The sequence below is a fragment of the Mycobacterium sp. genome, assembly GCF_032159565.1.
Taxonomy (GTDB): Bacteria; Actinomycetota; Actinomycetes; order Mycobacteriales; family Mycobacteriaceae; genus Mycobacterium.
In genome coordinates, this window is record NZ_JAVHWR010000200.1 from 36,171 (window position 1) to 61,854 (window position 25,684).

24 protein-coding genes and 1 pseudogene are annotated in these 25,684 nt (G+C 65.9%); 15 read left to right on the plus strand and 10 right to left on the minus strand.

Features of this window, described 5'->3' with window-relative positions; genetic code table 11:
* The first annotated feature begins 2 nt into the window (after positions 1-2).
* Entirely contained in the window at positions 3-671 is a 669-nt protein-coding gene (locus QOC76_RS27350; protein WP_526362411.1) for a GntR family transcriptional regulator, read from the plus strand.
* A gap of 55 nt (positions 672-726) precedes the next feature.
* On the opposite strand, the gene QOC76_RS27355 is transcribed toward QOC76_RS27350, so the two are convergent.
* From QOC76_RS27355 to QOC76_RS27380, 6 genes are all read right to left on the minus strand, one after another.
* Complete coding sequence (locus QOC76_RS27355; protein WP_526362459.1) at positions 727-2,205, minus strand: class I adenylate-forming enzyme family protein; 1,479 nt, start codon at positions 2,203-2,205, stop codon at positions 727-729.
* A gap of 61 nt (positions 2,206-2,266) precedes the next feature.
* Entirely contained in the window at positions 2,267-3,748 is a 1,482-nt protein-coding gene (locus QOC76_RS27360) for a class I adenylate-forming enzyme family protein (protein ID WP_526362413.1), read from the minus strand.
* Positions 3,738-5,180: a class I adenylate-forming enzyme family protein gene (locus QOC76_RS27365; protein WP_526362415.1), complete on the minus strand. Its 1,443-nt coding sequence runs from the start codon at positions 5,178-5,180 to the stop codon at positions 3,738-3,740. The genes QOC76_RS27360 and QOC76_RS27365 overlap by 11 nt, the downstream gene beginning before the upstream one ends.
* Positions 5,180-5,968 (minus strand): enoyl-CoA hydratase/isomerase family protein, encoded by a 789-nt coding sequence (locus tag QOC76_RS27370; RefSeq protein ID WP_526362417.1) that lies wholly within the window; start codon positions 5,966-5,968, stop codon positions 5,180-5,182. Before QOC76_RS27370 ends, QOC76_RS27365 begins: the two co-directional genes overlap by 1 nt.
* Positions 5,965-6,777 (minus strand): enoyl-CoA hydratase/isomerase family protein, encoded by an 813-nt coding sequence (locus QOC76_RS27375; protein ID WP_526362419.1) that lies wholly within the window; start codon positions 6,775-6,777, stop codon positions 5,965-5,967. The genes QOC76_RS27370 and QOC76_RS27375 overlap by 4 nt, the downstream gene beginning before the upstream one ends.
* Before the next feature lie 30 nt (positions 6,778-6,807).
* The gene (locus tag QOC76_RS27380; RefSeq protein ID WP_526362421.1) at positions 6,808-7,620 is read right to left on the minus strand and encodes an enoyl-CoA hydratase/isomerase family protein; all 813 of its coding nucleotides are present in this window, start codon (positions 7,618-7,620) and stop codon (positions 6,808-6,810) included.
* Between the two features lie 88 nt (positions 7,621-7,708).
* Between QOC76_RS27380 and QOC76_RS27385 the strand changes: the two genes are divergently transcribed.
* The 4 genes from QOC76_RS27385 to QOC76_RS27400 all read left to right on the plus strand — a co-directional run bounded on the left by QOC76_RS27385 (position 7,709) and on the right by QOC76_RS27400 (position 11,249).
* Positions 7,709-8,359, plus strand: a complete 651-nt coding sequence (locus tag QOC76_RS27385) for a PaaI family thioesterase (RefSeq protein WP_526362423.1) — start codon at positions 7,709-7,711, stop codon at positions 8,357-8,359.
* A gap of 4 nt (positions 8,360-8,363) precedes the next feature.
* Positions 8,364-9,119: a FadR/GntR family transcriptional regulator gene (locus QOC76_RS27390; protein ID WP_526362425.1), complete on the plus strand. Its 756-nt coding sequence runs from the start codon at positions 8,364-8,366 to the stop codon at positions 9,117-9,119.
* Positions 9,116-9,994 carry an enoyl-CoA hydratase/isomerase family protein gene (locus QOC76_RS27395; protein ID WP_526362427.1) on the plus strand — a complete coding sequence of 293 codons (879 nt, stop codon included), beginning with the start codon at positions 9,116-9,118 and terminating at the stop codon, positions 9,992-9,994. Before QOC76_RS27390 ends, QOC76_RS27395 begins: the two co-directional genes overlap by 4 nt.
* A gap of 79 nt (positions 9,995-10,073) precedes the next feature.
* Complete coding sequence (locus tag QOC76_RS27400; protein ID WP_526362429.1) at positions 10,074-11,249, plus strand: thiolase family protein; 1,176 nt, start codon at positions 10,074-10,076, stop codon at positions 11,247-11,249.
* Positions 11,250-11,300: 51 nt separating this feature from the next.
* Here QOC76_RS27400 and QOC76_RS27405 read toward each other — a convergent pair whose 3' ends face one another.
* Positions 11,301-12,014 (minus strand): TetR/AcrR family transcriptional regulator, encoded by a 714-nt coding sequence (locus QOC76_RS27405; RefSeq protein WP_526362431.1) that lies wholly within the window; start codon positions 12,012-12,014, stop codon positions 11,301-11,303.
* Positions 12,015-12,188: 174 nt separating this feature from the next.
* Here QOC76_RS27405 and QOC76_RS27410 point away from each other — a divergent pair.
* The 10 genes and pseudogenes from QOC76_RS27410 to QOC76_RS27455 all read left to right on the plus strand — a co-directional run.
* Positions 12,189-12,275 (plus strand): annotated as a pseudogene (locus tag QOC76_RS27410) (crotonase/enoyl-CoA hydratase family protein); the annotation flags it as partial.
* Positions 12,276-12,288: 13 nt separating this feature from the next.
* Complete coding sequence (locus QOC76_RS27415; protein ID WP_526362433.1) at positions 12,289-13,086, plus strand: SDR family NAD(P)-dependent oxidoreductase; 798 nt, start codon at positions 12,289-12,291, stop codon at positions 13,084-13,086.
* Between the two features lie 71 nt (positions 13,087-13,157).
* Positions 13,158-14,165, plus strand: coding sequence for a dihydrodipicolinate synthase family protein (locus QOC76_RS27420; protein WP_526362435.1), 1,008 nt, complete (start codon positions 13,158-13,160; stop codon positions 14,163-14,165).
* A 41-nt stretch (positions 14,166-14,206) separates the two neighbouring features.
* Positions 14,207-15,067 (plus strand): enoyl-CoA hydratase, encoded by an 861-nt coding sequence (locus QOC76_RS27425; protein ID WP_526362437.1) that lies wholly within the window; start codon positions 14,207-14,209, stop codon positions 15,065-15,067.
* A complete protein-coding gene (locus tag QOC76_RS27430; RefSeq protein WP_526362439.1) occupies positions 15,064-16,266 on the plus strand; it encodes an amidohydrolase family protein in 1,203 nt (400 codons plus the stop codon). Before QOC76_RS27425 ends, QOC76_RS27430 begins: the two co-directional genes overlap by 4 nt.
* A 22-nt stretch (positions 16,267-16,288) precedes the next feature.
* Positions 16,289-17,908, plus strand: coding sequence for an AMP-binding protein (locus QOC76_RS27435; protein WP_526362441.1), 1,620 nt, complete (start codon positions 16,289-16,291; stop codon positions 17,906-17,908).
* Positions 17,905-18,765, plus strand: a complete 861-nt coding sequence (locus QOC76_RS27440; RefSeq protein WP_526362443.1) for an amidohydrolase family protein — start codon at positions 17,905-17,907, stop codon at positions 18,763-18,765. The genes QOC76_RS27435 and QOC76_RS27440 overlap by 4 nt, the downstream gene beginning before the upstream one ends.
* Before the next feature lie 2 nt (positions 18,766-18,767).
* Positions 18,768-19,811 (plus strand): acyl-CoA dehydrogenase family protein, encoded by a 1,044-nt coding sequence (locus QOC76_RS27445; RefSeq protein ID WP_526362445.1) that lies wholly within the window; start codon positions 18,768-18,770, stop codon positions 19,809-19,811.
* Positions 19,812-19,813: 2 nt separating this feature from the next.
* Positions 19,814-21,028: an acyl-CoA dehydrogenase family protein gene (locus tag QOC76_RS27450; protein WP_526362447.1), complete on the plus strand. Its 1,215-nt coding sequence runs from the start codon at positions 19,814-19,816 to the stop codon at positions 21,026-21,028.
* 139 nt (positions 21,029-21,167) lie between these two features.
* A complete protein-coding gene (locus QOC76_RS27455; protein WP_526362449.1) occupies positions 21,168-22,181 on the plus strand; it encodes an NAD-dependent epimerase/dehydratase family protein in 1,014 nt (337 codons plus the stop codon).
* A gap of 43 nt (positions 22,182-22,224) precedes the next feature.
* Here QOC76_RS27455 and QOC76_RS27460 read toward each other — a convergent pair whose 3' ends face one another.
* The 3 genes from QOC76_RS27460 to QOC76_RS27470 form a co-directional block, all read right to left on the minus strand.
* A complete protein-coding gene (locus QOC76_RS27460) occupies positions 22,225-23,370 on the minus strand; it encodes a thiolase family protein (RefSeq protein ID WP_526362451.1) in 1,146 nt (381 codons plus the stop codon).
* A gap of 258 nt (positions 23,371-23,628) precedes the next feature.
* Positions 23,629-24,843, minus strand: coding sequence for a CaiB/BaiF CoA transferase family protein (locus tag QOC76_RS27465; protein ID WP_526362461.1), 1,215 nt, complete (start codon positions 24,841-24,843; stop codon positions 23,629-23,631).
* Between the two features lie 64 nt (positions 24,844-24,907).
* Positions 24,908-25,684 (minus strand): cytochrome P450 (locus tag QOC76_RS27470; RefSeq protein ID WP_526362453.1); only part of this gene is annotated, 777 nt, incomplete at its 5' end.

Genomic DNA, 25,684 nt, shown 5'->3' on the forward strand with positions numbered 1-25,684 from the left:
CTGTGACCGTCCCGGAATTCGCAACTCGGACACAGCTTTCCGAGGCTGTGGCGCGGTACGTCCGCAAGCGTATCTTCGACGGGACGTACGCGGCAGCCGAGTACGTGCGGCTCGACCAGTTGGCGGCCGAACTGGGTATCAGCGTGACACCGGTACGCGAAGCGCTTTTTCAATTGCGCGCCGAGGGTCTGCTCGACCAGAAGCTGCACCGCGGATTCGTGGTGCTGCCGGTGACCCGTCGCGACATCACCGACGTCTCCGACGTGCAGGCGCACATCGGCGGCGAACTGGCCGCGCGTGCCGCCTCCAACATCACCGACGACCAGCTGCGCGAGCTGGAAAGAATTCAGAGGAAACTCGAAGACGCCTACGCGAGCGACGATGAGGACCATGCGGTCGCCCTCAATCACGAATTCCACCGGGCGATCAACGTGGCTGCAGATTCGCCCAAGCTCGCACAGTTGATGTCGCAGATCACGCGCTATGCACCCGAATCGGTTTTTCCGACGATCGAAGGGTGGCCGAACAAGTCGAACAGGCACCATCGAAGTCTGCTCGCGGCGTTGGCAAAGCGTGACGAGGAACTAGCGCGCTCAGCGATGTCGGAGCATCTCGCCGCGGGTGCGGTTCCGCTGATCTCCCACCTCAAGCAACGAGGAGTGGTCACCTGACCCGCGAGCAGCTCACTTCACCCCGCGAGCAGACGCGAACTCGCACTCTCAGCGCTCAAATTGTGCGAGTTCGCGTCTGCTCGCCGAGAGGAGTCTCAGCGGTCAGCATCTTTCTCAGCTCCGCGACATCGACCTTGCCGGTGCCGCCGCGAGGGATGACGTCGTCGGAGCCGACGACCAGCCACACAGTCGGAACCTTGAACGGACTCAACAGCCTTCGTGCAGCCGCGCGCAAATGTTCCTCGGACTCGTCGGCGATCACGACCGCACCCACCGCGCCAGACACATCGGTGACGAAGGCGTTTGCGACACCCTCGATGCCGCGCAGCGCCTGCTCGACCTCGCTGGGGTAGACGGTGGCGCCGCTGACCTTGAACATGTCGTCGGATCTGCCGTGGTAGAACAAGAAGCCGTCGTCGTCAAGGTGCGCTAGATCGCCGGTGCGGTAGAAGCCGTCGGCGGTGAAGACCTCTTCCCGGCTGCGTCGGCAGATGCCGCGCAGCGTGTTCGGCCCGCGAATCTGGATCATGCCGACGGTCCCCGTCGGCACCGGCTCGCCGGTATCGGGGTCGACGACGCGGACCTCGGTGCCGGTGAACGGTTTTCCGCAGCTGCCCCATGCCGTCCGCGGCATATCGGTGTCGGCAGGGTAGCCGCAGTACGGCCCGAACGACTCGGTCATGCCGAACAACTTGGCCCGCGCGCCGGGCGCTGCCCGTTGAGCGGGCGGCAGCAGCGCCTCCAGGCTGCCCGGCCGCAAGGCGGACAGGTCGGCGCCGACCGAGGTCGCCTGGCGGGCAACGGCTTCGGCCTGATCTGGCCAGCCGCGAAACAATGTCACTCGTTCGCGTTCCAGCAGGCGCAGCGTGGTGTCGGGGCTCGGAATCTCCTCGGTGATCAGTGTTGAACCCGCCAGCAGTGCCGACAGGATGCCGCTGCCGAAGCCGCCCACCCAGAAGAACGGCATCGGCAGGTAGAGACGAGTGTCTGCGTCGATGCACCGAGCCGCAAGGCCGGACTGTACGGCGCCCAATGCGTTGCCGTGTGAATGAATGACGCCTTTAGGCGGACCGCTGCTTCCTGAGGTGAACATGATGACCAGGGTGTCGGCGGCCGTGACCGTAGCGGTGATTGCGTCGACGGCCCTGCTCGTCGTGGCAGTGGCCTGAGGTAGACGATCGGGCGTCCAAACATGCCGGAGCGCAGGCAGATCCGTCGGCGCGTCGCACTCGGAGTTCAGTTCGTCGAGATAGCGGTGCCCGCGGAACTCCTCGACGGCCACCAGGTGCTGCGCGGACGCGACCCGCAGTTGCGCGACCAGTTCGCGTGGCGCCAACAGGGTGCTCAGCGGGACCAGCACGGCGCCGATTCGGGTCAGCGCGACGGCGGTCTGCACCCAGCGGACTCCGTTGGGCATGATCAGCCCGACTCGGGTGCCCTTGGTCATCCCGGCTTGCAGAAATGCCGCCGCCGCCGCGTGCGTCCTCGCATCGAGTTCGCCGTAGGTGACCCGGTTAACCGGATCGATCACCATCGGCTTGTCCGCGTACTGGGTGGCGCGAAGCCGAACCAGCTGATCGACGGTTGACGGCGCCTCAGCCACCGAACACCGCCGCCAGCCGATTCACGTCGACCTTGCCGCTCGACAGCACCGGTATTTGCGCAGATTTCATCGCCACAATCCTTCTCGGGATCTTGTAGGCGGAGAGCTCTCGCTTCAACTCCTGCCGGAGTGCTGATTCGTCGACGTCGTCGTCGGTGGCGAGCACGGCGACCACCACCTGCCCGCGGTCGGGATCGGGTACGCCGAACACATACGCCGAGGCGGCTCCGCTGATCCGGACGATCGCCTTCTCCACTTCCGCGGGAGCGACGTTGGCGCCCGCGCTCTTGATCATCGAACCGCGCCTGCCGATGAAATAGAAGAACCCGTCGGCATCGGTGCGCACGAGATCGCCGGTGTGGAACCAGCCGTCGGCGTCGAAGCATTCCTCGCGGCTGCGCTTGTAGTAGCGCTGCATGACGTAGGGTCCGCGGACACACATCTCACCATCGGCGTCGACCGTCACCTCGAAACCCGGCGCGGGCTTGCCGAACGATCCGCGCCGGTGCTCGGGTTGGTCGGCTTCGTCGCCGCTGAGCAGGACCACGCTTCCTGTCTCGGTCATGCCGAGCATGTTGTGTCGCAGTTCGGGGTCGGCCGGCCGGGTGTCGGGCGCCATGATCGGGTACAGATTTCCTCGCCGCATCGACGACAGGTCGCGGGTGCGCATGCTGTCGTGACGCGCCAGGTGAGCGATCCCCGCGATGAAACCGTTGGTCGTCGTCGGCCGCTCGGCTTCGAGGAGATCGAGCGTCTCGCCTGCGTCGGTGGCGTTCGAGCACAGTAGCGTCGAGCCCGCCACCAGCGTGGCGAGCAGACCGAACGCGAAGCCGCCGATCCAGAAGAACGGCGAGTTGCAGAACAGCTTGTCGTCGGCGGTCAGCCCGCGGATCGCGTTGAGATTTCGTTGGTGTTCGAGCAGGGCGGCGTGAGTGTGCACGACGCCCTTCGGCGTACCGGTCGACCCGGAGGTGTAGATGATCGCCAGCGGATCGGATCCGTCGACGTCGGCCTCCAGCGCCGCCAGCAGCGCCCCGCTGACGGTGCTCTCCGGTTCGGCGTCGATCAGCACATGGCGCAGAAGCGGGACGGAGTCACCGATGTCGGCCAGCCGCTGCCCGAAGTCGTTGCCGCGGTACTGCGACGTGGCGAGCAAGATGGCCACATCGCTGTGCACGAGTTGCTCGCGCAGTTCGGATGCGGTGGCGAACGTGGTGAACGGAACGGTGACCGCGCCGATCCGGGCAGCCGCCAGCATGCCGACGACGAACGCCGACCCGTTCGGGTAGAGCAGCCCGATGTGCGTACCCTTGCCTGCGCCGAGCGCCACAAGGCCGCGGGCGAGTCCGGCCGAGAGACGGTCGGCGTCGGCGTAGCTGAGGCGGTCCCCGTCGCATATCAACAGGGGGTGCGAACCCCTGGCGTTCACCTGCCGTCGCAGTACTCCCGCGACGGTGTCTGCCTCAGCCGCCACGGATGGCGCTCAGATCGGGCTTGCCGGACGGTGTCCGGGGGATCGCGTCGACGATCCTGATTTCGGTGGGGATCTCGTAGCGCGCCAGCCGGTTCCGCAGGAATTCGAGCAGCTCGCTCGCGTCGGCGGAGGCGGTGTCGCGCAGCTCGACCACCGCGACGGGTGTTTCTCCGAGCCGGTCGTCAGGCCGACCCACCACCGCCGCGCCCTGCACGGCGGGATGACTTTCCAGGGCGGCGCGGACATCGTCGGGCATCACCTTGAAGCCGCCGCGGATGATCGCCTGGTCGGCCCTACCGAGAATCCACAGGAAGCCGTCCTCGTCGATGCGTGCCATGTCCGTGGTGCGCATCCAGTCCGCCGACGGCCCGAGCTGACCCGGTTTGACCTCGAGCAGGCCCGGTTGATCGGCGCCCAGCGGCTTGCCGTCGTCGTCGACGACGCGCAGTTCTGCGCCCGGGTTGGCGCGTCCGACACTGCCGCGCTTGGCCTGCCAGTACTTCTGATGATCGGCCAGCGTCCAGCTGGCCACACCACCACCGAATTCCGTTGCGGCATAGGATGTCAGCACAGGAATACCGAACTTCTGCCGGAAGGCGTCGGCGTCCTCCGCGGAAAGCGGCGCGGTACCCGATGTGACGGCACGAACGCTTTCGAGGTCTTCCGGGCGCACGGCGGAGTGCAACACCATCCGCAGTGCGGCGGGCACCAGCGAGACCGCGCGCGGTCGGTGCCTGCGCACGGCGTCGACCCATGTGCCGAGTTCGAACCGGTCCAGCAGCGCGAACGGTCGGGCCTCGGCGACGCATTGCAGCACCCGGAACACCCCGCCGATGTGCACAAGGGGCGCGTTAACGATCGCGACGCCGCTGCGAACCTCGCTCGGTGACGGCGACCGGCCCGGGTCGCGACCCATCACGCTGTAAGCCAGCATGTCGTAGGTGAGGTCGATGCGCTTCGGTGGCCCTGTCGTCCCACTGGTCAGCATCCGCACCGCGACACCGGATCTCGTCGCCCGGTGGCCGTCGCCGACCGCCACCACCTGTGGCTCGGCGTCGAACACCGAAAGAGAAAGAACCGTCGATCCGGCGTTCGGTCCGACCAGTTTCGTCAGGTCGTCCGGGTCGCCGATGATCACCGGCAGGTCGAGCGCGGTGATGTCGGCCTTGGTGCGGTCGTCGCCACGGGACGGGTTGATGACCACCACCGACCCGCCGGCCAGCAGCACGCCGAGGAACGCGGCGACATGCGTCGGCCGGTTGCGCAGCAGCATCCCGACCTGACCGCGGCCGGCGGCCATCGTGGCAACCCGCCGGGTCAGCATGCCGATCTGCCCGTAGGTGAACCAGTGGTCGTCGTACTCGATCGCCGACGCGTCGGGCTGCAGATCGAGCACGTCGGCGATGCGCCGGCACAGCGGATGTCCGGCCATCACCGGATCCGTGGTTCGGATTTCACCGGCCCGCCGCGCTGCGCGAGTTCCGCCGCGCCGATCGGGTTGCCCAGCCGGGTGTAGATCAGGTTCTGTTCGAGCGCGGCCCGATACGGCTTGTCCAGCGACTCCCAGATCGCCTTCACGGTGCCCTGCGTCGCGGCCGGTGGCTTGGCGGCGATCGTCGCCGCGATGGCGTGCGCACGCTCCCATAGCCGGTCGCGCGGCACCACCTCGGATACCAGCCCGATCCGCAGCGCGGTGTCGGCGCTGACGCGTTCGTCGTTGCCCATCAAGGCGATTCGCAGGGTCTCACCAAGGCCGATGCGCCGCATCAGGCCGATCGGTTCGAGCGCACACACCAGGCCGGCGGACACGTGTGAGTCGAAGAACGTGGCGTCCTGCGAACAGATCACGACGTCGGATTCGTTGACGAAGTAGAACGCGCCCGCAGTGCAGATGCCCTGCACGGCGCAGACGACCGGCTTCCACATCTTCTGCCACTTCGGGCTCAGCGGCTCGCCGGGATCCTCGTGATTCCACACGTTGTCGGGCTGGCCGTAGGACGACTTGACGTCGAGCCCGGCGCTGAACGCGCGGTCGCCCGCCGCGCGCAGGACGACGGCGTTGACCGAATCGTCGAGCTTCACGGTGCGCCACGCGCGCGCCATCTCCTCGCACATCGTGCGGTTGAACGCGTTGAGCGCATCGGGCCGGTTCAACGTGATGGTGGCGACGTGGTCGCCGGCATCGACGTCGAGCCGGATGGTGTCGAAACCTTCGCTCATCTGCACTGCCAGTTCGGTGTGCGCTTTTCGACGAACGCCCTCGGCCCCTCGAGCGAGTCCTCGGTGTGCAGATTGCGCTCCCTGAACGCCTCGGCGAGAATCTCGCCGTCGTGCAGCGGCAGGTCCAGCGTCTTGTGGATGGCCAGCCGCGTGCCGCGAACCGCCAGCGGCGCATTGCTGTTCACGATGTCGGCGATCTCGTGCGCGCGCTCGAGCAGGCGATCGTGGGTGACGACCTCGCTGATCATCCCGAGTTCGTATGCCCGCTGCGCGTCCATCCGTTCGTGCTTTCCCGTCAGCGCCATGCGCAGCGCGACATTTCGGGGCAGCACCTTCGCCAGCCGTACCATCTCGCGTCCTGCCACCAGGCCGATGCTGACGTGTGGATCGAAGAAGGTGGCCGCCTCGGAGGCGATCACGATGTCGCCAGTGGTGACCCAGTCCAGGCCCGCGCCGCAGCAGATGCCGTTGATCGCTGCCAGCACGGGCTTGGCCATCCGGCGAAACGGCGGAGTGCCTTCCTGGGGGGCCTCCCACTGGTCATACGTCGACAGGTAGGCCCGTTCGTTGATGACCTTGCCGTCCTGCGGAATCTGCTTCGCGTCCGCACCTGTGCAGAACGCCCGGCCGGCACCGGTGACGATGAGGAGCCAGACGTCGTCGTCGTTCTCCGCCTCGTCGTAGGCCCTGCGCAACTCGGCGATCATGTAGGGGCTCAGCGCGTTGAGTGCGTCCGGTCGGTTCAGTGTGACGGTGGCCTTATGCCCGTCGCGTTCGTATTTGATGGTTTCGTACGCATTGTCGGCCATCGATGTTCCCTTCGTCGAGTCGCTGGTCGGTCATCGGCCGTGAAACTCCGGCGTGCGTCGTTCGCGGAACGCGGCCAGACCCTCTTTGAAATCCGTTGTCCGGCAGGAGAGCTCCAGGTTGTACAGTTCCTGGTTCATCGTCTGCGGCAGGGTGGCGTGCTGGCCGTAGTGGATGGCCTGCTTGGCCAGCCCGACCGCCACCGTTGGTGCCGATGCAAGCGCAACGAGCAGCCGGCCGGCGGCGTCGTCGAGTCCGGCCGGGTCGACGGCGTCGTGGATGAGCCCCCACTCCGCGGCGTCAGATGCCGCCACCTTCTCGCCGAGCAACAGCATCCGCTTGGCGCGTGCCATGCCGACCAGCCGTGGCAGCAGCCACGTCGCGCCGGAGTCGGGGCTGAAACCTCGGGTCACGAACGGTGCCCAGAACACCGCGTCGCCGGCGGCCACGGTGAAGTCGGCGGCCAGCGCCAGATTGCAACCGAGGCCGACGGCCCAGCCCCGCACGGTGCAGACGACGGGCAGATGGATGCTGTGGACGAGTTCTACCAGCCGGTGCGAGGTATGGGGGATGCGCCGGACCAGATGGCCTGTGCGCGGCCGTGCGCCGCCGGAATTGGTGGCCACCCAGTCGGCGCCCGCGCAGAAGTCGTCGCCTTCACCGCGAATGTGAATGACCCGCAACGCATCGTCGGTGGCGGCCGCGGCCAGCGCGTCGACGAGCGCATCGACCATCGAGTGACTCAGCGAGTTGCGTCTGGCCGGGCGGTCGAGCGTGAGCCGCAGGATCGCCCCGTCCCGGCGCACGGTCACCGCGCCGTCAGCGGAGCCGACCTCTTGACTCACTGCCGGGTCCCTTCTCGAGCCGTATACGGATACCCATACAGTAGGCTAAACCATTACTATCCTATACAAGATAGAAGGGAAAGCCCGGATGGCGGACGGTGACACCCCCCGGTTCGGCGAGCAGCCGCTTGCCCAGACCGTGGCCGCCGCAGGCGCGCTCCGTCGTCTCGCAGGTCTCCTGCTGTCGCTCGAGCAGTCCCACCCCGCGGTCGACGCCATGCTGGCGCAGTTCACCGAGTGGGAGAACGCGCTGGCCGCCGCAATCCCGCCCGATGCCACACCTCGGATCGGTGACGGCGGCACCGGCACCCAACGCGTCTACCTTGCGCACGCATTCGACATCGGCGCCTATAACCCGGCCTTTCCCGAGTACGAATTCGACCGCATCACCGCCGAGACGGCGGAAGGCTGCGTCACCTTTCCCGTCGTCTATGAAGGGCCACCGGGTTTGGTGCACGGCGGTTTCCTCGCGGTCTTCTTCGACTGCGTGATCCAGCACCAGAACTGCGCCACCGAGATGTCGGGCAAGACGCGGTCGCTGAACGTGAAATTCCGGAGGCCGACGCCCATCCTGACCGAGCTGCGCTTCGACATTGCTCGCGCACAGGGCGATCGCGGAGTGACATCGACGGCGCGGCTGCTGCTGAACGACGAGGTGCTGTGCGTCGGCGAAGCCACGACGCTGGCCCTGTCGCCGGACAGGCTCACCGGGTTCGACTTCGGCAAGCGACGAGTCTGACCTCGTGGAGTTGCAGGGCATTCGCCAGCCGCGCGTCGCAGAGATCGTGGCGTCGCGGCTACGCGACGAGATCCTCTCCGGCCGGCTGAAGGAGTTGCCGTCGCAAGAAAGTCTGTTCCAGCAGTTCGGCGTGAGTCCGCCCGCGCTGCGCGAGGCCATCCACATACTCGAGAGCGACGGCCTGATATCGGTGCGCCGCGGCAATGTCGGCGGAGCGATCGTCCATCAGCCGTCGGCCGACCGCACAGCACACATGATCAGCATGGTGCTACAGACGCGAGGGTCCACACCTGCGGATGTCAGCGAGGCGCTACTGCACCTCGAGCCGATCTGCGCGGGAATGTGCGCCTCTCGCGAAGATCGAATGACGGCCGTCGTACCGTATCTTCAGGCCGAAATCGATTCTCAAACAGAACAATTCGACGACCTGTCGGCCTACGTGCCGAATGCCAGGCGGTTTCACGAAGCTCTGGTGTCGCGCTGCGGCAACGAGCCGATGATTCTGCTGATCGGCTCGCTCGAACTGGTCTGGTCGGCCCACGAATCCTCGGTATGGAGCGACGACGACGTGAACCACAAAACCATGCGGGCCGCGCTGCGCGATCATCAACGGGTACTGGACGCCATCCGCGACGGCAACGCAGCGCGCTCGGTACGGCTGGCGCAGGACCATCTTTCGGCCGCCCGGCGGGGCACGCTCGCCGCCGGGGCCGACAAAACCATTCAGGCGAAACTGATTTCGAGGAGTGCGGGACAATGACGGCTTCTACCGATGATCGCGTGCTCTTCGACGTCGATCCGGACAAGCGGATCGCGACGATCACCCTGAACAATTCCAGGCAGCGCAACTCCTACGACGCCGCCATGCGCGAGGCCGTCGCCCGGTGCCTCGATCGTGTCGCCGATGACGACGACATCACGGTGGTGCTGTTGCGCGGAGCGGACGGGGTGTTCAGCACCGGTGCGGACATGAACAATGCCTACGGTTGGTATGGCGATGAGCGCCCCCGCGAAGAGAAGAAGAGTCGCCCGAGCCAACGCCGGCGGCTGACTGTCGACCGAAAGTCCTTCGGCTTCTACCACAACCTGATGGGGTTTCCGAAGGTCACCGTCGGCGAGATCAGCGGCTACGCACTCGGCGGCGGTTTCGAGATGGCTTTGATGACCGATATCTCCGTGATCGCCCGCGACACCAAGATCGGCATGCCTGCCACCCGCTTCCTCGGACCCGCGCTGGGCAGCCTGCACATGTTCTTTCACCGCCTGGGCCCGGTGCTGGCCCGTCGGCTCCTGCTGACCGGCGACATCATCGAGGCGGGTGCGATCGAGCATCTCGGCGTCTTCACCGACACGTGCGAGCCGGCCAAGGTAGCGGCCAGGGCGAGGTACTGGGCGCAGAAGGCCGCCAAGATGCCGGCCGACGGCGTCGTCATCGCCAAGGAGGCCTTCCGGTTGGTCGAGCAGAGCCAGGCCTATCAGGGCGAAGAGGTGGCGAGCTACCTGTTTCACGCCTACGGAACGAACCTTCAGTTCGCCGACGGCGAGTTCAACTTCGTCAAGACGCGGGCAGCGCACGGCACCAAGGAGGCGTTCCGCCTGCGTGACGAGCATTTCCACGTGCCCGAACCGGAGTGAGGGCGATCACATACAGGCTGCAATACAGTATCTGCTACTTTTGTAAAGTCGTTAACGCCAAAAGCTGAGGTCAAAGAACATGGGCACACCCGTCATCGTCGGCGCCGCCAGGACAGCTATCGGTCGGTCCTTCAAGGGAACGCTGGTCAACACCCCGCCGGAAACCCTGATCACCACGGTGCTTCCCGAGGTGGTCCGCCGGTCCGGAGTCGACCCGGCGGCCTTCGACGACATCATCTTCGCCGAATCGCATTACGGCGGCGGCGATGTCGCGCGCTACGCGGCCACGGCCACCGGCATGGACGACGTTCCGGGGCAGTCGGTGAACCGGCACTGCGCAGGCAGCCTCACGGCCATCGGCAATGCGGCCGCGCAGATCGGTTCCGGTATGGAGCGGGCGTTGGTCGCCGGTGGGGTGCAGTCACTGTCCATGACCCCGCTGACGAACTGGCGCATCCCCGGCCCCGAACTGAAGTTCGAGGAGCGGTGGATGCCGCCGACGCACGTCGAGACGCCGGACGCGCCGGCCAAGGACATGTCGATCACGGTCGGGTGGAACACCGCGCAGACGGTCGGCATCAGCCGAGAGGAAATGGATGCGTGGGCCGCGCGCTCACATCAGCGCGCCATCGCCGCGATCGACGCGGGCAAGTTCCTCGACGAGATCATCGCGCTGAAGGTGGAGCAGTTCGATGGATCCGTCGTGGACTTCAGCGTCGACGAGCACCCGCGGCGCGACACCACCGTCGAGAAGCTGGCCGGTCTCAAGGTGCTGCACCCCGAGATCGAGGGCTTTTCCATCACCGCGGGCAACAGCAGCGGAACCAACGACGCTGCGGCCGCGATAGCCCTCGTCGACGCGGACTACGCGGCTGCAGAGAATCTGACGAAGATGGCCACCGTGAAGGCTTGGGCGGCAGCCGGTGTCGCTCCGCGCGACTGCGGGCTCGGTGCCGTCAAGGCCATCGGCAAGGTGCTCGAGCGGGCCGGCTTGAAGCCGTCGGACGTCGCGCTGTGGGAGATCAACGAGGCGTTCGCCTCCGTGCCGATCGCGGCGTGCCGCGAATACGGCCTTGACGAAGAACTGGTGAACTTCTCCGGAAGCGGTTGCAGCCTCGGCCATCCCATCGCGGCATCGGGTGCCCGGATGGTGACGACGCTGGTGTACGAGTTGCAGCGGCGCGGCGGAGGCATCGGTGTCGCCGCGATGTGCGCGGGCGGCGGCCAGGGCGGCGCCGTCGTCATCGAGGTCTAGCGATTTCGGCGCGCTGACCCACGCTGAGCGCACGTTTCCGCGCCGAAATCACTACTTTTTCTTCTTCGACGTCTCGATCAGTCGCTCGGCGTGGTCGAGGATGCACTCGAGGCCGTAGTCGAAGTTGAAATCGTCCGCCGCCCCGATGCGGTGGCCCTTCGCCGTCGCCTGCGCGAGCAGCGGCGCGGTCTGCGGATCGACGACCATCGTCTCCTCGAAGTCGCCCGGGCCGCCGTCGGCGGCTCTGTTCTTGTCGTAGAGCCGCTGCAGCACAACGGAGCCACGCACATGCACAGAAACGGCGGAGTACGTGTCGAAGGCATCCTCGGCAGACAGCCCGGCCTCGGCGAGGTTTTCGATGGCCTTCTCGACGGCGACGACCCCGAGCTTCGCCGCTCGCGGGCTCAGCGCGGATCGGATGAGAATCAGGTCGCACAGAATCGGATTGCCGAGGAACGTCTTTCGCATCGTCCGCGCATGGTTGCGTAGCGTCTCGCGCCAGTCCTTCGCCTCCACATAGGGGGTGGCGAAGACGTATTGCCGCAACGCGCGGTCGGTCATCGCGTTGAGCAGGTCGTCCTTCTTGCGGAAGTACCAGTAGATGCTTGTCACGCCGACGCCGAGGTGCTTGCCCAGAAGCGGCATGCTGAGGTTGTCGATGCCGACGTCCTCGGCGAGCTCGAACGCGCCCTTGATGATGTCATCAGGATTGATGGAACCGCGTTCGCGCCGCGGACGCTTTTCCGCGGTTACTTGCTTTGCCACGCAGGGCACCTCCGTCAAAATAAATGGCCGAAGCGAATGTACCCGCCGGGGGCGGCACCGTTTCGTTCTTCTACTGTAAGGCCTATAGTAAGCTTTTCCAGCAAATCGTGCTTCAGCGGCGAAGGGCTACGTGTGTCGGAAGAGTTCCTACGCGAGCGCCGCGGACGCGTTCTCGTCATCACGGTCTTCACCTCCAACGACGTCAAGGCGGGCGCGATCGCCTTCGCCGAGAAGCGTGTGCCGAACTGGACCGGTACCTGAAGGCGGCGGCGCGATGGATCTCGGGCTCTCGAACGCCACCGCCGTAGTCGTCGGCGGCGGCCGCGGTATGGGGCTGGCCGCCGCACGCTGTCTGGCCGACGACGGGGCGCGCGTTGCGATCGTCGGGCGAACGCGGTCGGTCCTCGATGAGGCGGCCGAGGACCTGGCGAGCCGCGGCAGCCCTGATGCGCTCGGATTGGTGGCCGATGTCACCGATGCCGAAGCGGCGCAACGGGTTTTCGACGAGGTGAGCCACCGGTGGCAGGGCGAGCTCAACATTCTCGTCAACGTGGCTGGTCCCGGCGCGGTGGGAGCCTTCGAGGACCTCGCCGACGACCAGTGGCGGCAGGCCGTCGACAAAGGCGTGATGGGCATGGTGCACTGCGTCCGGTCCGCCTTACCGCTGCTGCGCAAGGCGGAGTGGGCGCGGATCGTGAACTTCTCGGCGCACTCGACGCAGCGCCAGAGCGTCATCCTGCCCGCCTACACCGCGGCCAAGGCGATGGTCACCAGCATCTCCAAGAACCTGTCGCTGGCGCTGGCCCCCGACGAGATCACGGTGAACGTGATCTCGCCGGGCAGCATCCTGTCGGAGTCGCCGGCGGGTTGGGCCGATTCGGTCGGCATCGACGGCAGCGACCCGTACGCCGTGATGGCAGGCATCGACAAACATTTCGGGCATCCCGCGCATCTGCCGCGCGCCGGAAGGCCCGACGAGATCGGGCCCGTCGTCGCGTTTCTGGTGTCGCGGCGCAACTCCTACATGACAGGCGCCAACACCAACGTCGACGGCGGCAGCGACTTCACCTAGCGCCGCGCGACGACCAAGCGGCGAGGGACGAGCCGCGTTGAGGAGCGCGGCAATGAGATAAAGGGGGCGGCATGGCAACAGCACGCGAGGCCCGCGAGTGGGCACATTCCGCGTTGCGCGGAATCGGCAACAGCCTCTACACCCCGTTCTCCGGAACGGACGGCGACGACATCGACTGGGACGCCTACCGGACGTTGGTGCGGTACTGCGTCGGCGAGTTGAAACACCCGATGCTGTGGTGCACCAGCGGCATCGCGGAATTCTGGTCGCTGACGATCGATGAGCGAAAACGCCTGTTGGAGATCGCGATCGAGGAGGGCCGACGGGCCAACCCCGACGTCGTGGTGCAGGCCTGCACCGCGACCACGGCCGCCAAGGACTGTCTCGAGCTGACGCGACACGCCCAGGAGGCCGGGGCCGACATCGTCTACATCCAGACGCCGAAGATGGAGGCCCACGGCGGGCAAGGGGTGCTGAACTTCTTCCGCTACATCGCCGATCGCACCGACATCGCACTGGGCATGTTCAACTCGCCGTCGTCGGGCTACGTGCTGACGCCGGCGGAGAGTGCGCGGATCTATGCCGAGATCCCGGCCGTCTGCGCGACGAAAGAGGGCGCGTTCCGGCCCGCGAGCAGCAGGCTGCTGCACGAGCTCGCGGCCAACCTGACGATCTGGGAATGCGACCTGACCGTCTACCGCGCCGGCTGGCTGCGCGCGGGGATCGTCGGTCCAGCACAGCTCGGTACGGCAGGTTATCTGTACGAAACTCCGCGGCAGCCGATCATCTCCGGGTACTGGGATCTGGTCTGGAACGACAAGCTGGTCGAGGCGATGGACTACGCCGAGAAGTCCGGACTCGACCAGTTCGGTATCGATATGGCCTCCTGGTTCACGTGCTATCCCGGCCGGCCGGACTACTTCACGCACTGGGGCGGGGCGTTCAAATACGCGGCGTCGGTGCTCGGTCTGCCGATCGGCGACTACCCGCATTCGCGGCCGCCCCAAGCCGAGTTCCCCGCCGAGGGGAAGGCGCAGGTCGATGCTGCGTACCGGCGCTTCGGACTGGCCCCTGCATGACCGCAGCCCGTTGCGGAACGCGCTACCGATAGGTGTACAGTATGCGCATACATCAGGACGAAACCGCACGTGAGGAGGTCCGCGGGGTGGCTGCCGACGACCCGGTGCTCTACCAGCTTCGGGACAGCGGCGTGGCTGTGCTGACACTGAACCGCCCTGAGCGGATGAACGGCTGGGGCGGCGGGCTCGCAGCGAAGTTCTACGCGCTGCTCGACCGTGCCGAAGCCGACCCGAACGTGCGGGCGATCGTCGTCACCGGCGCGGGGCGAGCGTTCTGCGCAGGGGCCGACATGGGGGATCTGTCGTCGATCGAGAAGGCCGACACCAGCGGCGAGACCGACGTCGGCACCTTGGTCGGCGAACGGCATCCGCATTTCGTTGCGACGCTGCGCAAGCCGGTCATTGCCGCGATCAACGGGGCGTGCGCGGGCATCGGGCTGACCCAGGCGCTGATGTGCGACGTCCGGTTCGCTGCCGCGGGAGCGAAATTCACCACCTCGTTCGCGCGTCGTGGTCTTATCGCGGAGTACGGCATCAGCTGGATACTTCCGCGCGTCGTCGGCTGGGGCGTGGCGATGGACCTGCTTCTGTCCGGTCGCGTGTTCCTTGCCGAGGAGGCCGCGGCGCTCGGCCTCGTCAACGACGTCGTGGCTCCGGAAGAGTTGCTGCCCCGGACGATCGCCTACGCCGAGGACATCGCCGCGAACTGCGCGCCGAGTTCTCTGGCGGTGATCAAACAACAGGTGTACGCAGACACCATGCTCAATGTGTTCGAGGCCAGTGACCACGCCGAGAAGCTGATGGGCGAATCCATGCGACGTCCCGACTTCATCGAGGGCATCACCGCCTTCTTCGAAAAGCGCACACCGAACTTTCCACCCTTGGAGGAGGTCACGCGATGACACTGGACTACAAGGCGATCGACGTCGACAACCACTACTACGAGCCCACCGACTCGTTCACCCGGCATCTGCCCAAGGAGTTCAAGCGCCGCGGCGTGCAGATGCTCACCGAGGGCAAGCGCACCTTCGCCATCATGGGTGGCGTCGTGAACCACTTCATCCCGAACCCGACGTTCGATCCCATCATCGAGCCCGGATGTCTCGATCTGCTGTTCCGCGGCGAGATCCCCGAGGGCGTCGACCCGGCGTCGCTGATGAAGGTCGACCGCCTGGCCGATCATCCCGAATACCAGAACCGCGATGCCCGGGTGAAGATTCTCGACCGCCAGAGCCTCGAGACCGCCTTCATGCTCCCGACGTTCGCGTGCGGCGTCGAAGAGGCCCTCAAGCACGATATCGAGGCGACCATGGCGTCGGTGCACGCCTTCAATCAGTGGCTCGACGAGGACTGGGGCTTCGACCGGCCCGATCACCGGTTCCTGGCTGCGCCGATCATCTCGCTGGCCGATCCCGAAAAGGCCGTCGAGGAAGTCGAGTTCGTGCTGGGCCGGGACGCCAAGATCGTGTGTGTGCGACCCGCGCCGGTGCCAGGTCTGGTCAAGCCGCGGTCGCTGGGTGATCCGCTGCACGACCCGGTATGGGCCCGGCTCGCCGAAGCCGGCGTTCCGGTGGTCTTCCACCTTTCGGACAGCGGTTATCTCGCCATCGCGGCGCTTTGGGGCGGCAAGGCGACGTTCGAAGGGTTCGGCAAGAAGGATCCGCTGGATCAGGTGCTGCTCGACGACCGTGCCATCCACGACTCGATGGCCTCGATGATCGTCCACCAGGTCTTCACGCGGCACCCGACGCTCAAGGTGGCCAGCATCGAGAACGGGTCCTATTTCGTGTACCGCTTGATCAAGCGGTTGAAGAAGGCGGCCAACACCGCGCCGTACCACTTCAAGGAAGACCCGGTCGAGCAGCTGCGAAACAACGTGTGGATCGCGCCGTACTACGAGGATGACGTGAAGCTGCTTGCCGGGACCATCGGCGTGGACAAGATCCTGTTCGGCTCGGACTGGCCGCACGGTGAGGGGCTCGCGGATCCGATGTCGTTCACCGCCGACATTCCACAGTTCCCGGAGTTCAGCGAGGAAGACACCCGGAAGGTGATGCGGGACAACGCCCTCGGCCTACTTGGTGTGAACGTTCCGGCATGATGCGCACGCGAGGAGCATGACGTTGGGCGAGTGGACCATAGGCGATGTCGTCGACGCCATCGCCGACGTCATCGGAGACCGGACGATGACGGTCTGCGGTGACCACGTGACCACGTACGGCGACATGGCGGTGCGCACGCGTAAGTTGGCGAACTTCCTGGCGGACAGGGGCTTCGGCGCACATCGCGAGCGCGACGGGCTTAACAACTGGGAGTGCGGCCAGGACCGCGTCGCGTTGATCATGTACAACGACTGCTATCCCGAGATGGTGATCGGCTGCGCGAAGGCCCGGACGGTCCCGGTGAACGTCAATCACCACTACGCCCCGCGCGAGGTCGCCGAACTCCTCGACTATGTCAAACCGCGGGCGGTCATCTGTCACCGGGCCCTCGGGGCGAAGTTCGCCGACGTGCTGGGATCGCTGAATCTCGATCTGCTGATCGCCGTCGACGACGGCAGCGACGGCCCCGACATCCCGGGCGCCATCGCACTCGACGATGCTGTCGCGCAGGGTGATTCGGACCGGAGGATCGCTGGATCCCCGGACGATCTCATCATGTACTGCACGGGTGGTACGACGGGTCGGCCGAAAGGAGTGCTGTGGCGGCAGAGTGACACCTACGTGTCGTCGATGGTGGGCGGCGACCATGATTCCCCGACCGAGATCCACGACAAGGTGCGGCGCAACGAGGGCGCGCCGTGGTTCGCGGTGTCGCCGCTGATGCACGCGGCGGGTCTGTGGACGGTGTTCTCCGGCGCGCTCGCCGGACTGCCGGTCGTGCTGTATGACGACCGCAACAACTTCAACCCGGCGCTGGTATGGCAGACCGCCGAACGCGAGAAGGTCGGCATGATGACGATGGTGGGTGACGCGTATGCCGCCCCACTGATCGAGGAGCTGAATCGGACCGGCTACAACCTTTCGACGCTGTACGCCATCGGAACCGGCGGCGCAGCAACCAATCCCAAGCATGTGAGCGCCCTGCTGGAGAAGCTGCCCCAGCTGACGATCATCAACGGCTACGGGTCGTCGGAGACCGGGAACATGGCGTTCGGTCACAACCAGCGGAATTCGCACCGCGAGACGTTCGATCTGCGCGAGGGCGGGACTGTGGCCTCCGACGACCTGACCAGGTTCGTCGCACCCGGCGAGCCGGAGGTCGGCTGGGTCGTGCGCAGAGGCCGGATACCGCTGGGCTACTTCGACGATGCCGACGCGACCCGCAAGACCTTCCCCGTCATCGACGGTGAGCGCGTTGTGGTGTCGGGTGACCGGGCGTCGCTCGAGGCAGACGGCACGCTGCGCCTGTACGGCCGCGACTCACTCGTCGTCAACACCGGGGGTGAGAAGGTCTTCGTCGAGGAGGTCGAGGCCGTGCTGCGGGCATGCCCCGGTGTGGCCGACGCGTTGGTGGTCGGCCGTGATAGCGAGCGGTGGGGAGAGGAGATCGTCGCCCTCGTGCAGATCCATCCGGAGGCAACTATCGATGCCGAGTCACTGCACGCCTCGTGCGTCGAGACCCTGGCCCGGTTCAAGGCGCCCAAGGAGTTCATCCTGGTCGAGAAGGTGCGCCGCCTCGGCAATGGAAAGGCAGACTACCGGTGGGCGAAAAGCCAAGCGGCGCAGCGGGCGCTGACATGACACACAGAGCGATCGATTGCCTCGTCAACGTGCATTTCGGAGAAACGGAGCAGCAACCGACCTGGATGCTGAAGGTGCGCGACGACTACTTCAAGGGTCCCGATTCGATGTTCGGCCCGGTCGACCTCGCCGAACTCCTCGACGAGATGGACGAGCAGGGCGTGGCCAAAGCCATCCTGATGGACAATCTCGCCAGGCCGTCGGTCACCGCCCGCAAGTTCGTCGAGTCGCGCCCCGACCGGTTCAGGCTGGCGATGGGTGGCGTCAACCTGCTCAAGCCGATGCCGTCGCTGCGCGAACTCAATGCCGTCGTCGCAGACCTACCCGTGGCGTATGCCGTTGTGGGACCGAGCTTCTGGGGTGACGGGCAGTATGCACCCAGCGACGCGGTCTACTATCCGCTCTACACCAAGTGCGCCGAAATGGAGTTGCCGCTGTGCATCAACACCGGCCTGCCGGGACCGCCGATACCGGGTGAGGTGCAAAATCCGATCCACCTCGACCGGGTGTGCGTTCGCTTCCCCGAGCTGAAACTGTGCATGATCCACGGCGCGGACCCGTGGTGGGACGTCGCGATCCGCTTGATGATCAAGTACCAGAACCTGCGGTTGATGACCTCGGCGTGGTCGCCCAAACGCCTGCCCGACAGCCTGCTGCACTACATGCGCACCCGCGGCAAGAACAAAGTCATCTACGCGTCGGACTGGCCGGTGCTGCGGATGCGGCGCGTGGTGCCCGAAGCGGTTGCACTGGACCTGCCCGCCGACGTGCTGGACAACTATCTGTACAACAACGCCAAGGAATTCTTTTTCGCAGAGCAGGAACGCGGCGGACGCAGGGAGCAGGGGGAGCACTGAGGATGGACCGATACGAACTGCGAAGGCTGGACTACAGCCTCTCCGAAGACCACAAGGCGATTCAGGAGGCTTACAAGCAATTCTTCAAGACGCACTCTCCGATCGAAACTGTGCGCGCCGCAGAGGAAACCGGGTTCGACAAGAGCCTGTGGGAACGACTGTGCGCGATGGGTGCGACGACGATGGCCGTGCCCGAGTCCGCTGGGGGAGACGGGGCGACGCTCGTCGACCTGACGCTGGTGGCAGAGGAGGTCGGCCGCTCGCTGGCGCCGGTCCCGTGGATAGACCATGTGGCTGCGACGCGCCTGCTGGCACGGCTGGGCGCGCCGGACTCCGATCTCGTCACCGGCAAGCAACTCGCCGCCCTCGATCCGCAGCATGAGAGCGCATCGGGAACGCGGCTGATCCCGGCCGGCTCCATCGCCGACCAAGTCCTGCTGCGCGACGGCGAGGACATCGTCCAGCTCACGTTCGGCACGCGACCGGTCCGGGTGGACAACATCGGCAAGCTGCCGATGGCGTGGGTGGATCCGGCCGCCGCCGACAACAGGATCGTTGTCGCGAGCGGAGCGCAGGCCTTGGCGGCATATCAACGGGCACTCGATGAATGGCGGGTGCTGACCGCTGCGGCGCTGGTGGGGCTCGTCGAGGAGACCATGACGATCGCGGCCGAGTTCGCCAAGCACCGGTACACGCTGGGGGTGCCGATCTCGACTCTGCAGGCCATCTCGCATCCGCTCGCGAATATCGCCATCACCGTTGCGGGCGGGCGGAACCTGGCGCGGCGCGCGGCGTGGTTCCTCGACAACGAACCAGACGAACGGCCGGAGCTGGCACCGTCGGCGTTCGTGTTCATGGCCGAGGAAGCCGCCAAGGCGGCCACCATTGCCGTGCAGGTTCAGGGCGGTCTCGGCGTGAGCGCGGAGGCCGCAGCGAGCGCGTATCTGGTTCGCGCCAGGGGCTGGGCGCTGGCCGGCGGCGATCCCGGTGCGAGCGCGAAACACATCGCCGAGATCGTCGCGGCGCGCGAAAGTGGAGGAGCGTAGTAATGGACTTCTCACGGGTTCAGTTGTCCGACGAGGACGAGGCGTTCCTTCACGAGTCCCGCACCTTGCTGCGCGAACTCGTCACTGACGACGTCATCCGGCGTGACCGCGAGACCGGTGACAACTTCGACGAGGGCGTGCATCTGGCGCTCGGCGAAGCCGGTTATCTGACGCTCGAATGGAAGCCCGAATCCGAGGGCGGATTCACCCGCGTGCGCAAGCGCATCTGGGACTTGGAGAAGCGCAGGGCACACGTGCCGTGGGTGACGTTCGGCACTACCGCCATGATCGCGCGGTCGGTCGAGAAGTTCGGTTCCCCCGAATTGAAGGCGGAGGTGATGCCCAGGGTGTTCAACGGTCAGGTGCGGCTGTGCCTCGGCTACACCGAGCCCGAGGGTGGCTCCGACGTCGCCACGTGCAAGACGCGCGCGGTGCGCGACGGTGACTCCTGGGTGATAAACGGCTCGAAGATGTTCACTACCGGCGCGCACAAATGCCAGTACGTCTTCCTCATCACCAACACCGATCCCGATGCGCCGAAACACAAGAGCCTCACCATGTTCCTCGTCCCGCTCGACTCGCCGGGCATCGACATCCAGGGCATCCGCACGGTCGACGGCGACCGGACGAACATCGTGTACTACAGCGATGTCCGCGTCGACGACAAGTACCGGTTGGGGGCGGTGAACGACGGCTGGACGGTGGTCCGCGAACCGCTCAACGTCGAGCACGGCGCCGTCGAGGCCGCCGCCGACGGTTTGCAGGACGTGTCGATCATGATGCACCAGGCGGGTTTCATGGCCACCGCAGCCGACAAGGCGGCCGCCAAGGTCGCCGAGAAGGGGCCGGACGGCCGCAGGCTGATAGAAGACGGCTCGGTGGCATATCGACTGGGCCGCAGCATCGCTCGGATGGAAGCGTCGCTTTCGGCGACGAGCATCTTCGGGCGGGTCGCGCTCGCGCAGACGATGCGTGACATCTCACCGGACCTGATGGACATCCTCGGCACTGCGTCGTCACTGCCGGTCGGAACCGACGGCGCCGCCGATGACGGTGCCGCCGAATACGTGTACCGGTTTGCGCCGTTGGTCGGAATTTACGGCGGGACGCTCGAGGTGTTCCGCAACATGATCGCGCAATACGTGCTCGGCTTGGGCAAGCCCAACTATTCGCCACCCAAAGCCTATTCGCCGCCTAAAGCGCAGGTCGCCTCTTAGCGCGAGTTGGGGGCGCCTCGGTCTCTCACCGCGAGTTGGGGGCGCGTCGGTCTCTCACCGCGAGTGTGCGCGTCTGCGACCGACACGCCGATCTTTTTCGGAAGTCTGCGCACGCTCGCCGGCTACAGAAAGCAGGAGCATGACAACATCGGGTGCACCGCGGCGGGTCCTCGTGATGGGGGCGACGGGATTCGTCGGCTCCCACGTGGCCCGCAAGCTCGTCGAACACGGCGACGACGTACGGGTATATATGCGCAAATCGAGCAATACCGTCGCGATCGACGACCTGGACGTCGAGCGCTGCTACGGGGATCTCCGCGACGAGGACGCGCTGCGGTCCGCCATGGCCGACCGAGACGTGGTCTTCTACTGCGTGGTCGATACCCGCTTCTACCTGCGCGACCCGTCGCCGTTATTCGAAACGAATGTCGAGAGCCTGCGGCGCGTGCTGGACATCGCCGTCGACGACGCGCACTTGGACCGCTTCGTGTTCTGCAGCACCATCGGTACCATCGCCATCGCGGAGAATGGCGAATCCGCCACCGAGGACATGCCTTTCAACTGGCCGGACAAGGGCGGCGCCTACATCCACTCTCGGCGTCAGGCCGAGGACATGGTGCTGGAGTACGCCCGCGACCGGGGCCTGCCGGCCGTCGCCATGTGCGTCTCCAACCCGTATGGGCCTCTTGACTGGCAGCCGCATCAGGGCCTGATGGTGAAGATGGCCGCACTCGGAAAGATGCCGGTCTATGTCAAGGATGTGTCCACCGAGGTCGTCGGCATCGAAGACGTGGCCGAGGCGTTCCTGCTCGCCGCTGAACGCGGTCGGGTAGGGGAGCGCTACATCATCTCCGAAAGCTTCATGCCCATGCGGCAGATGTTCGAGACGGCGGCGTGGGCGGTCGGCGCCAAACCGCCGCGGTTCGGTGTGCCGCTGGCGATGCTCTACGCCGTGGGCTGGATCATGGGTGTTGCGAGCCGGGTGCTCCGTCGAGACCTTTCGATGAACCTGACCGGCGTACGGCTCCTGCACATCATGTCGCCCGCCGACCACAGCAAGGCGACGCGCGAACTGGGCTGGGCACCCCGCCCGACCGCCGAGTCGATACGGCGGGCGGCGCAGTTCTATGTCGAGCAGGCGCGACCGGCGTGACGCCGGTCCGGATCGGGCTGAACTTTCGCGTCCGCAGCGTCAGCTACAGCGACACGATCGTCGCCGCCGCGGTGCCGGGAGCACCGTAGAGCTGGGCGAAGCCGACCCTCGGCGCACCGGCCACCTGGCGGTCGCCCGCCTCGCCGCGCAACTGCCTCACCAGTTCGTGGATCTGGCGCAGGCCGGATGCACCGATCGGCTCGCCGTTGGCGATCAGGCCGCCGTCGGTGTTGACGGGCATCGAGCCACCGATCTCGGTTGCGCCGTCGGCCAGCAGCTTCTCCTGGTCACCGTGCTCGCAGAACCCGCACTCGGCCATGTGAATGATCTCGGCGCCGGCATCGGTGTCCTGTAGCTGGATGACGTCGACGTCATCCGGTGCGACACCGGCCTTTTCGAAGGCGGCCTTCGCGGCGTACACGGTCGGCGCCACGTCCTCCTCGACCGGCGCGAACGTCGTGTTCACCTCGTAGGCGCCGTACTTGCGGGTGCGCACCTCGACGGCGCGCACGTACACCGGCTTCGAGGTGTAGCGGTGCGCGATGGCGGCGCGGCACATCACCACCGCGGCGGCTCCCTCGTCGGGCGCACAGAACATGTACTGGGTCAGGGGGTAATTGAGCATTGTCGAATTGAGGATGTCGTCCTCGGCGATGGGCTTGCGCCGAAACGCATTCGGGTTCAGCGCGCCGTTGCGGAAGTTCTTGGCGGCCACCTTGGCCAGCGTTGCCTGTGAGATCCCATGGTCGTGCAGATAGCGGTTGGCCTTCATGCCGAAGAACTGGGTGGTGAGATATTGGCCGTTCTGGGCGTACCAGCTGGGCATGCCGACCAGTGCGGGGTCTTCGGTGAAGGCGCCGCGCGGATGCTTGTCCAGCCCGACCGCGATCCCGATGTCGTAGTCGCCGAGTCGAATGCCGTCCGCGCATGCCCTCGCGGCGCTGGCGGCGGTGGCGCAGGCGTTGAAGACGTTGGTGAACGGGATGCCCGTGAGCCCGACCATGCCGACGATGGCGTCCGGGTTGGCAACCGTCCAGCTGCCGCCGGTGGCGAACTGAACGTCCTTCCAGTCGACTCCTGCGTCGGCGACCGCAGACAATATCGCGTCGACACCCATCTCCATCGCGGACTTGCCTTCGAACCTGCCGAACGGGTGCAGGCCAACACCGATGATGGCGACGTCATCCATGGGGCCGAGTGTATCGCAACTGTAACTCTTACAGTATCTCCGTTTTGTGCGCCGGTGTGGCTGACCGGCATACCGGCGTACCGGTGCGCGTCGAACGCATGCTCTCAACGCCGACACCGGGCGCACACTCGCGACGCGGCGAAGGTGCGCAGATGTCCGCGCCGCCCGGCGTGTCGCGGAGCAGACACGCACGCTCGCGGAGCAGACGCACGCTCGCGGAGATGGAGATGGAGATGAAGATGGAGTTAGGGGATGGAGTTAGGCGATGGCGCCGGAGTCCTTGAGCTCGGTGATGCGCTCCCAATCCATGCCGAGCTCCGCTAGCACGATTTCGGTGTGCTCGGAAGCCTGTGGCGCACGGGTGGTTTCGAGTGGTTCATGGTTGAACTGGATCGGGCCGCGGACGACCTTGAACGGTGCTCCGCCGTCGGCCGCTTCGACCTCGACGATCATGTCGTTGGCGACCGCCTGCTCGTCGGTGGCCAGCTCGAGCAGGCTCTGGAAAGGCGCCCACTGTCCTTTCATGGTCTTCAAATGCTCGCGCCAGTACTCGAAGGGCTTGCTTCGGATCGCCTCGGTGATGAGTTCGGCTGCCTCGGCGGAGTTTACGATGAGCGGCATCACATCGGAGAAGCGCGGGTCGTCGGCTAGTTCCGGCAATCCGAGATGTTCGAACGTGTCCCGGATATAGCCGGTTGGGCTGACGATGCACAGGTTGATCGTGCCGCCGTCGGACGTCAGATAGTTTCCGAGGAACGGATTGACGGTGGGGCCGATGGAATCCGGCATGAGCGAGCGCATGGTCTCGCCGGTCTCCATACCCTGGGTCACGCTGGCGCCTGCCGCCCACCATGCCGTGCTCAGCAGCGACACGTCGAGTTCCACCGCCTCGCCCGTGCGCTCGCGGTGGAACAGGGCCGCAGAGATTCCGCCGGCGATGTTCATGCCGCCGATGGAGTCACCGAACGCCGGAATACCTTGGGAAAGCGCACCTCCCAGCTCCTCGGGTGTCAACGCGTGTCCGACGCCGCTGCGCGTCCAGAAGGCAGTGCCGTCGAAGCCGCCCGTATCGCGCTCCGGTCCTTTGTCGCCGTAAGCGCTTCCGCGGGCGTAGATGATGTTCGGGTTCACCGCGCGGATGTGCTCGACGTCGAACTTGTTCTTCTGGCGCTGTAGGGGCATGTAGTTGGTGAGGAATACATCGGAAGCCTTGGCGATCTCGTACAGCACCTCCTGACCGCCCTCGGTGGAGAGGTCGATGCCGACGCTGCGCTTTCCGCGGTTCGGGTGCTCGATCAGCGGATGCCGCTGCGGGTTCAGCTCGAAGCCGCCCATGTTGATGAACCCGCGCTGAGTGTCGCCGCGCAGCGGGTGCTCCACCTTGATGACGTCGGCACCCCAGTCGGCGAGGATGGCTCCGGCCGCCGGGACAAAGGTGAACTGCGCAACCTCGAGGACCCGTACGCCCTCCATCACCTTGATCACGTCGGCCCTCCCGTTGGCTCGTCGGATGAGTCGAGCATAGAGTCCGCGCGAATCAGTCCGCCGCCGCGAACGTCACCGGAAGCACCGTCGGAGAGCGGAACGGCTGACCGTAGATGTGCGGATTACCCTCGGTGACGAACTGGATGTCAGTCAACCGGTCGAGTAGGCACTCGATCGCGACGCGGGTCTCCATCCGGGCCAGGTGCAGGCCGAGGCAGGTGTGCTCGCCGGCAGCAAAAGAAATGTGCGGCAGTCGTTTACGGGTGATATCGAACTCCTCCGAGCGCTCCCACCGGTGTTCGTCCCGATTCGCGGAACCGATGCAGACGTCGATCACCGCGCCCGCAGGCAGCGTCACACCCTCGAGCTCGGTCTCCACAGCCGTATAGCGCTGAACCGTCGTCAACGGAGTTTCGAAGCGCAGCCCCTCCTCGATGGCCGGACCGATGAGCGCGCGGTCGCCCTGCAGCGCACGGAACTGGTCGGGATGGCTGAGCAACAGGAACAGCAGGTTGCCCGACGACCGGTAGGTGGTCTCCAAACCCGCGGGCAGCAGGAGGCGCAGGAAGGAGTAGATCGCCTCGTCGTCGAGCTTCTCGCCGTCCATCTCCGCGGACACCAGGTCGCCGATGATGTCGTCGGTGGGCTTCGAGCGGCGTTTGTCGATCTGCTCGCTGAAGTAGTCCTTCAGTGCGGCCGAGGCCTCGAAGGCGCGCTTGTACTTGACGTGATAGCTGATCAGGTCGACCGCTTGTTTGCGGAAGAACGGCAGGTCTTCCTCGGGTAGTCCCAGCAGCTGCGAGATCACCCTGGTGGGGAACTCGAGCGT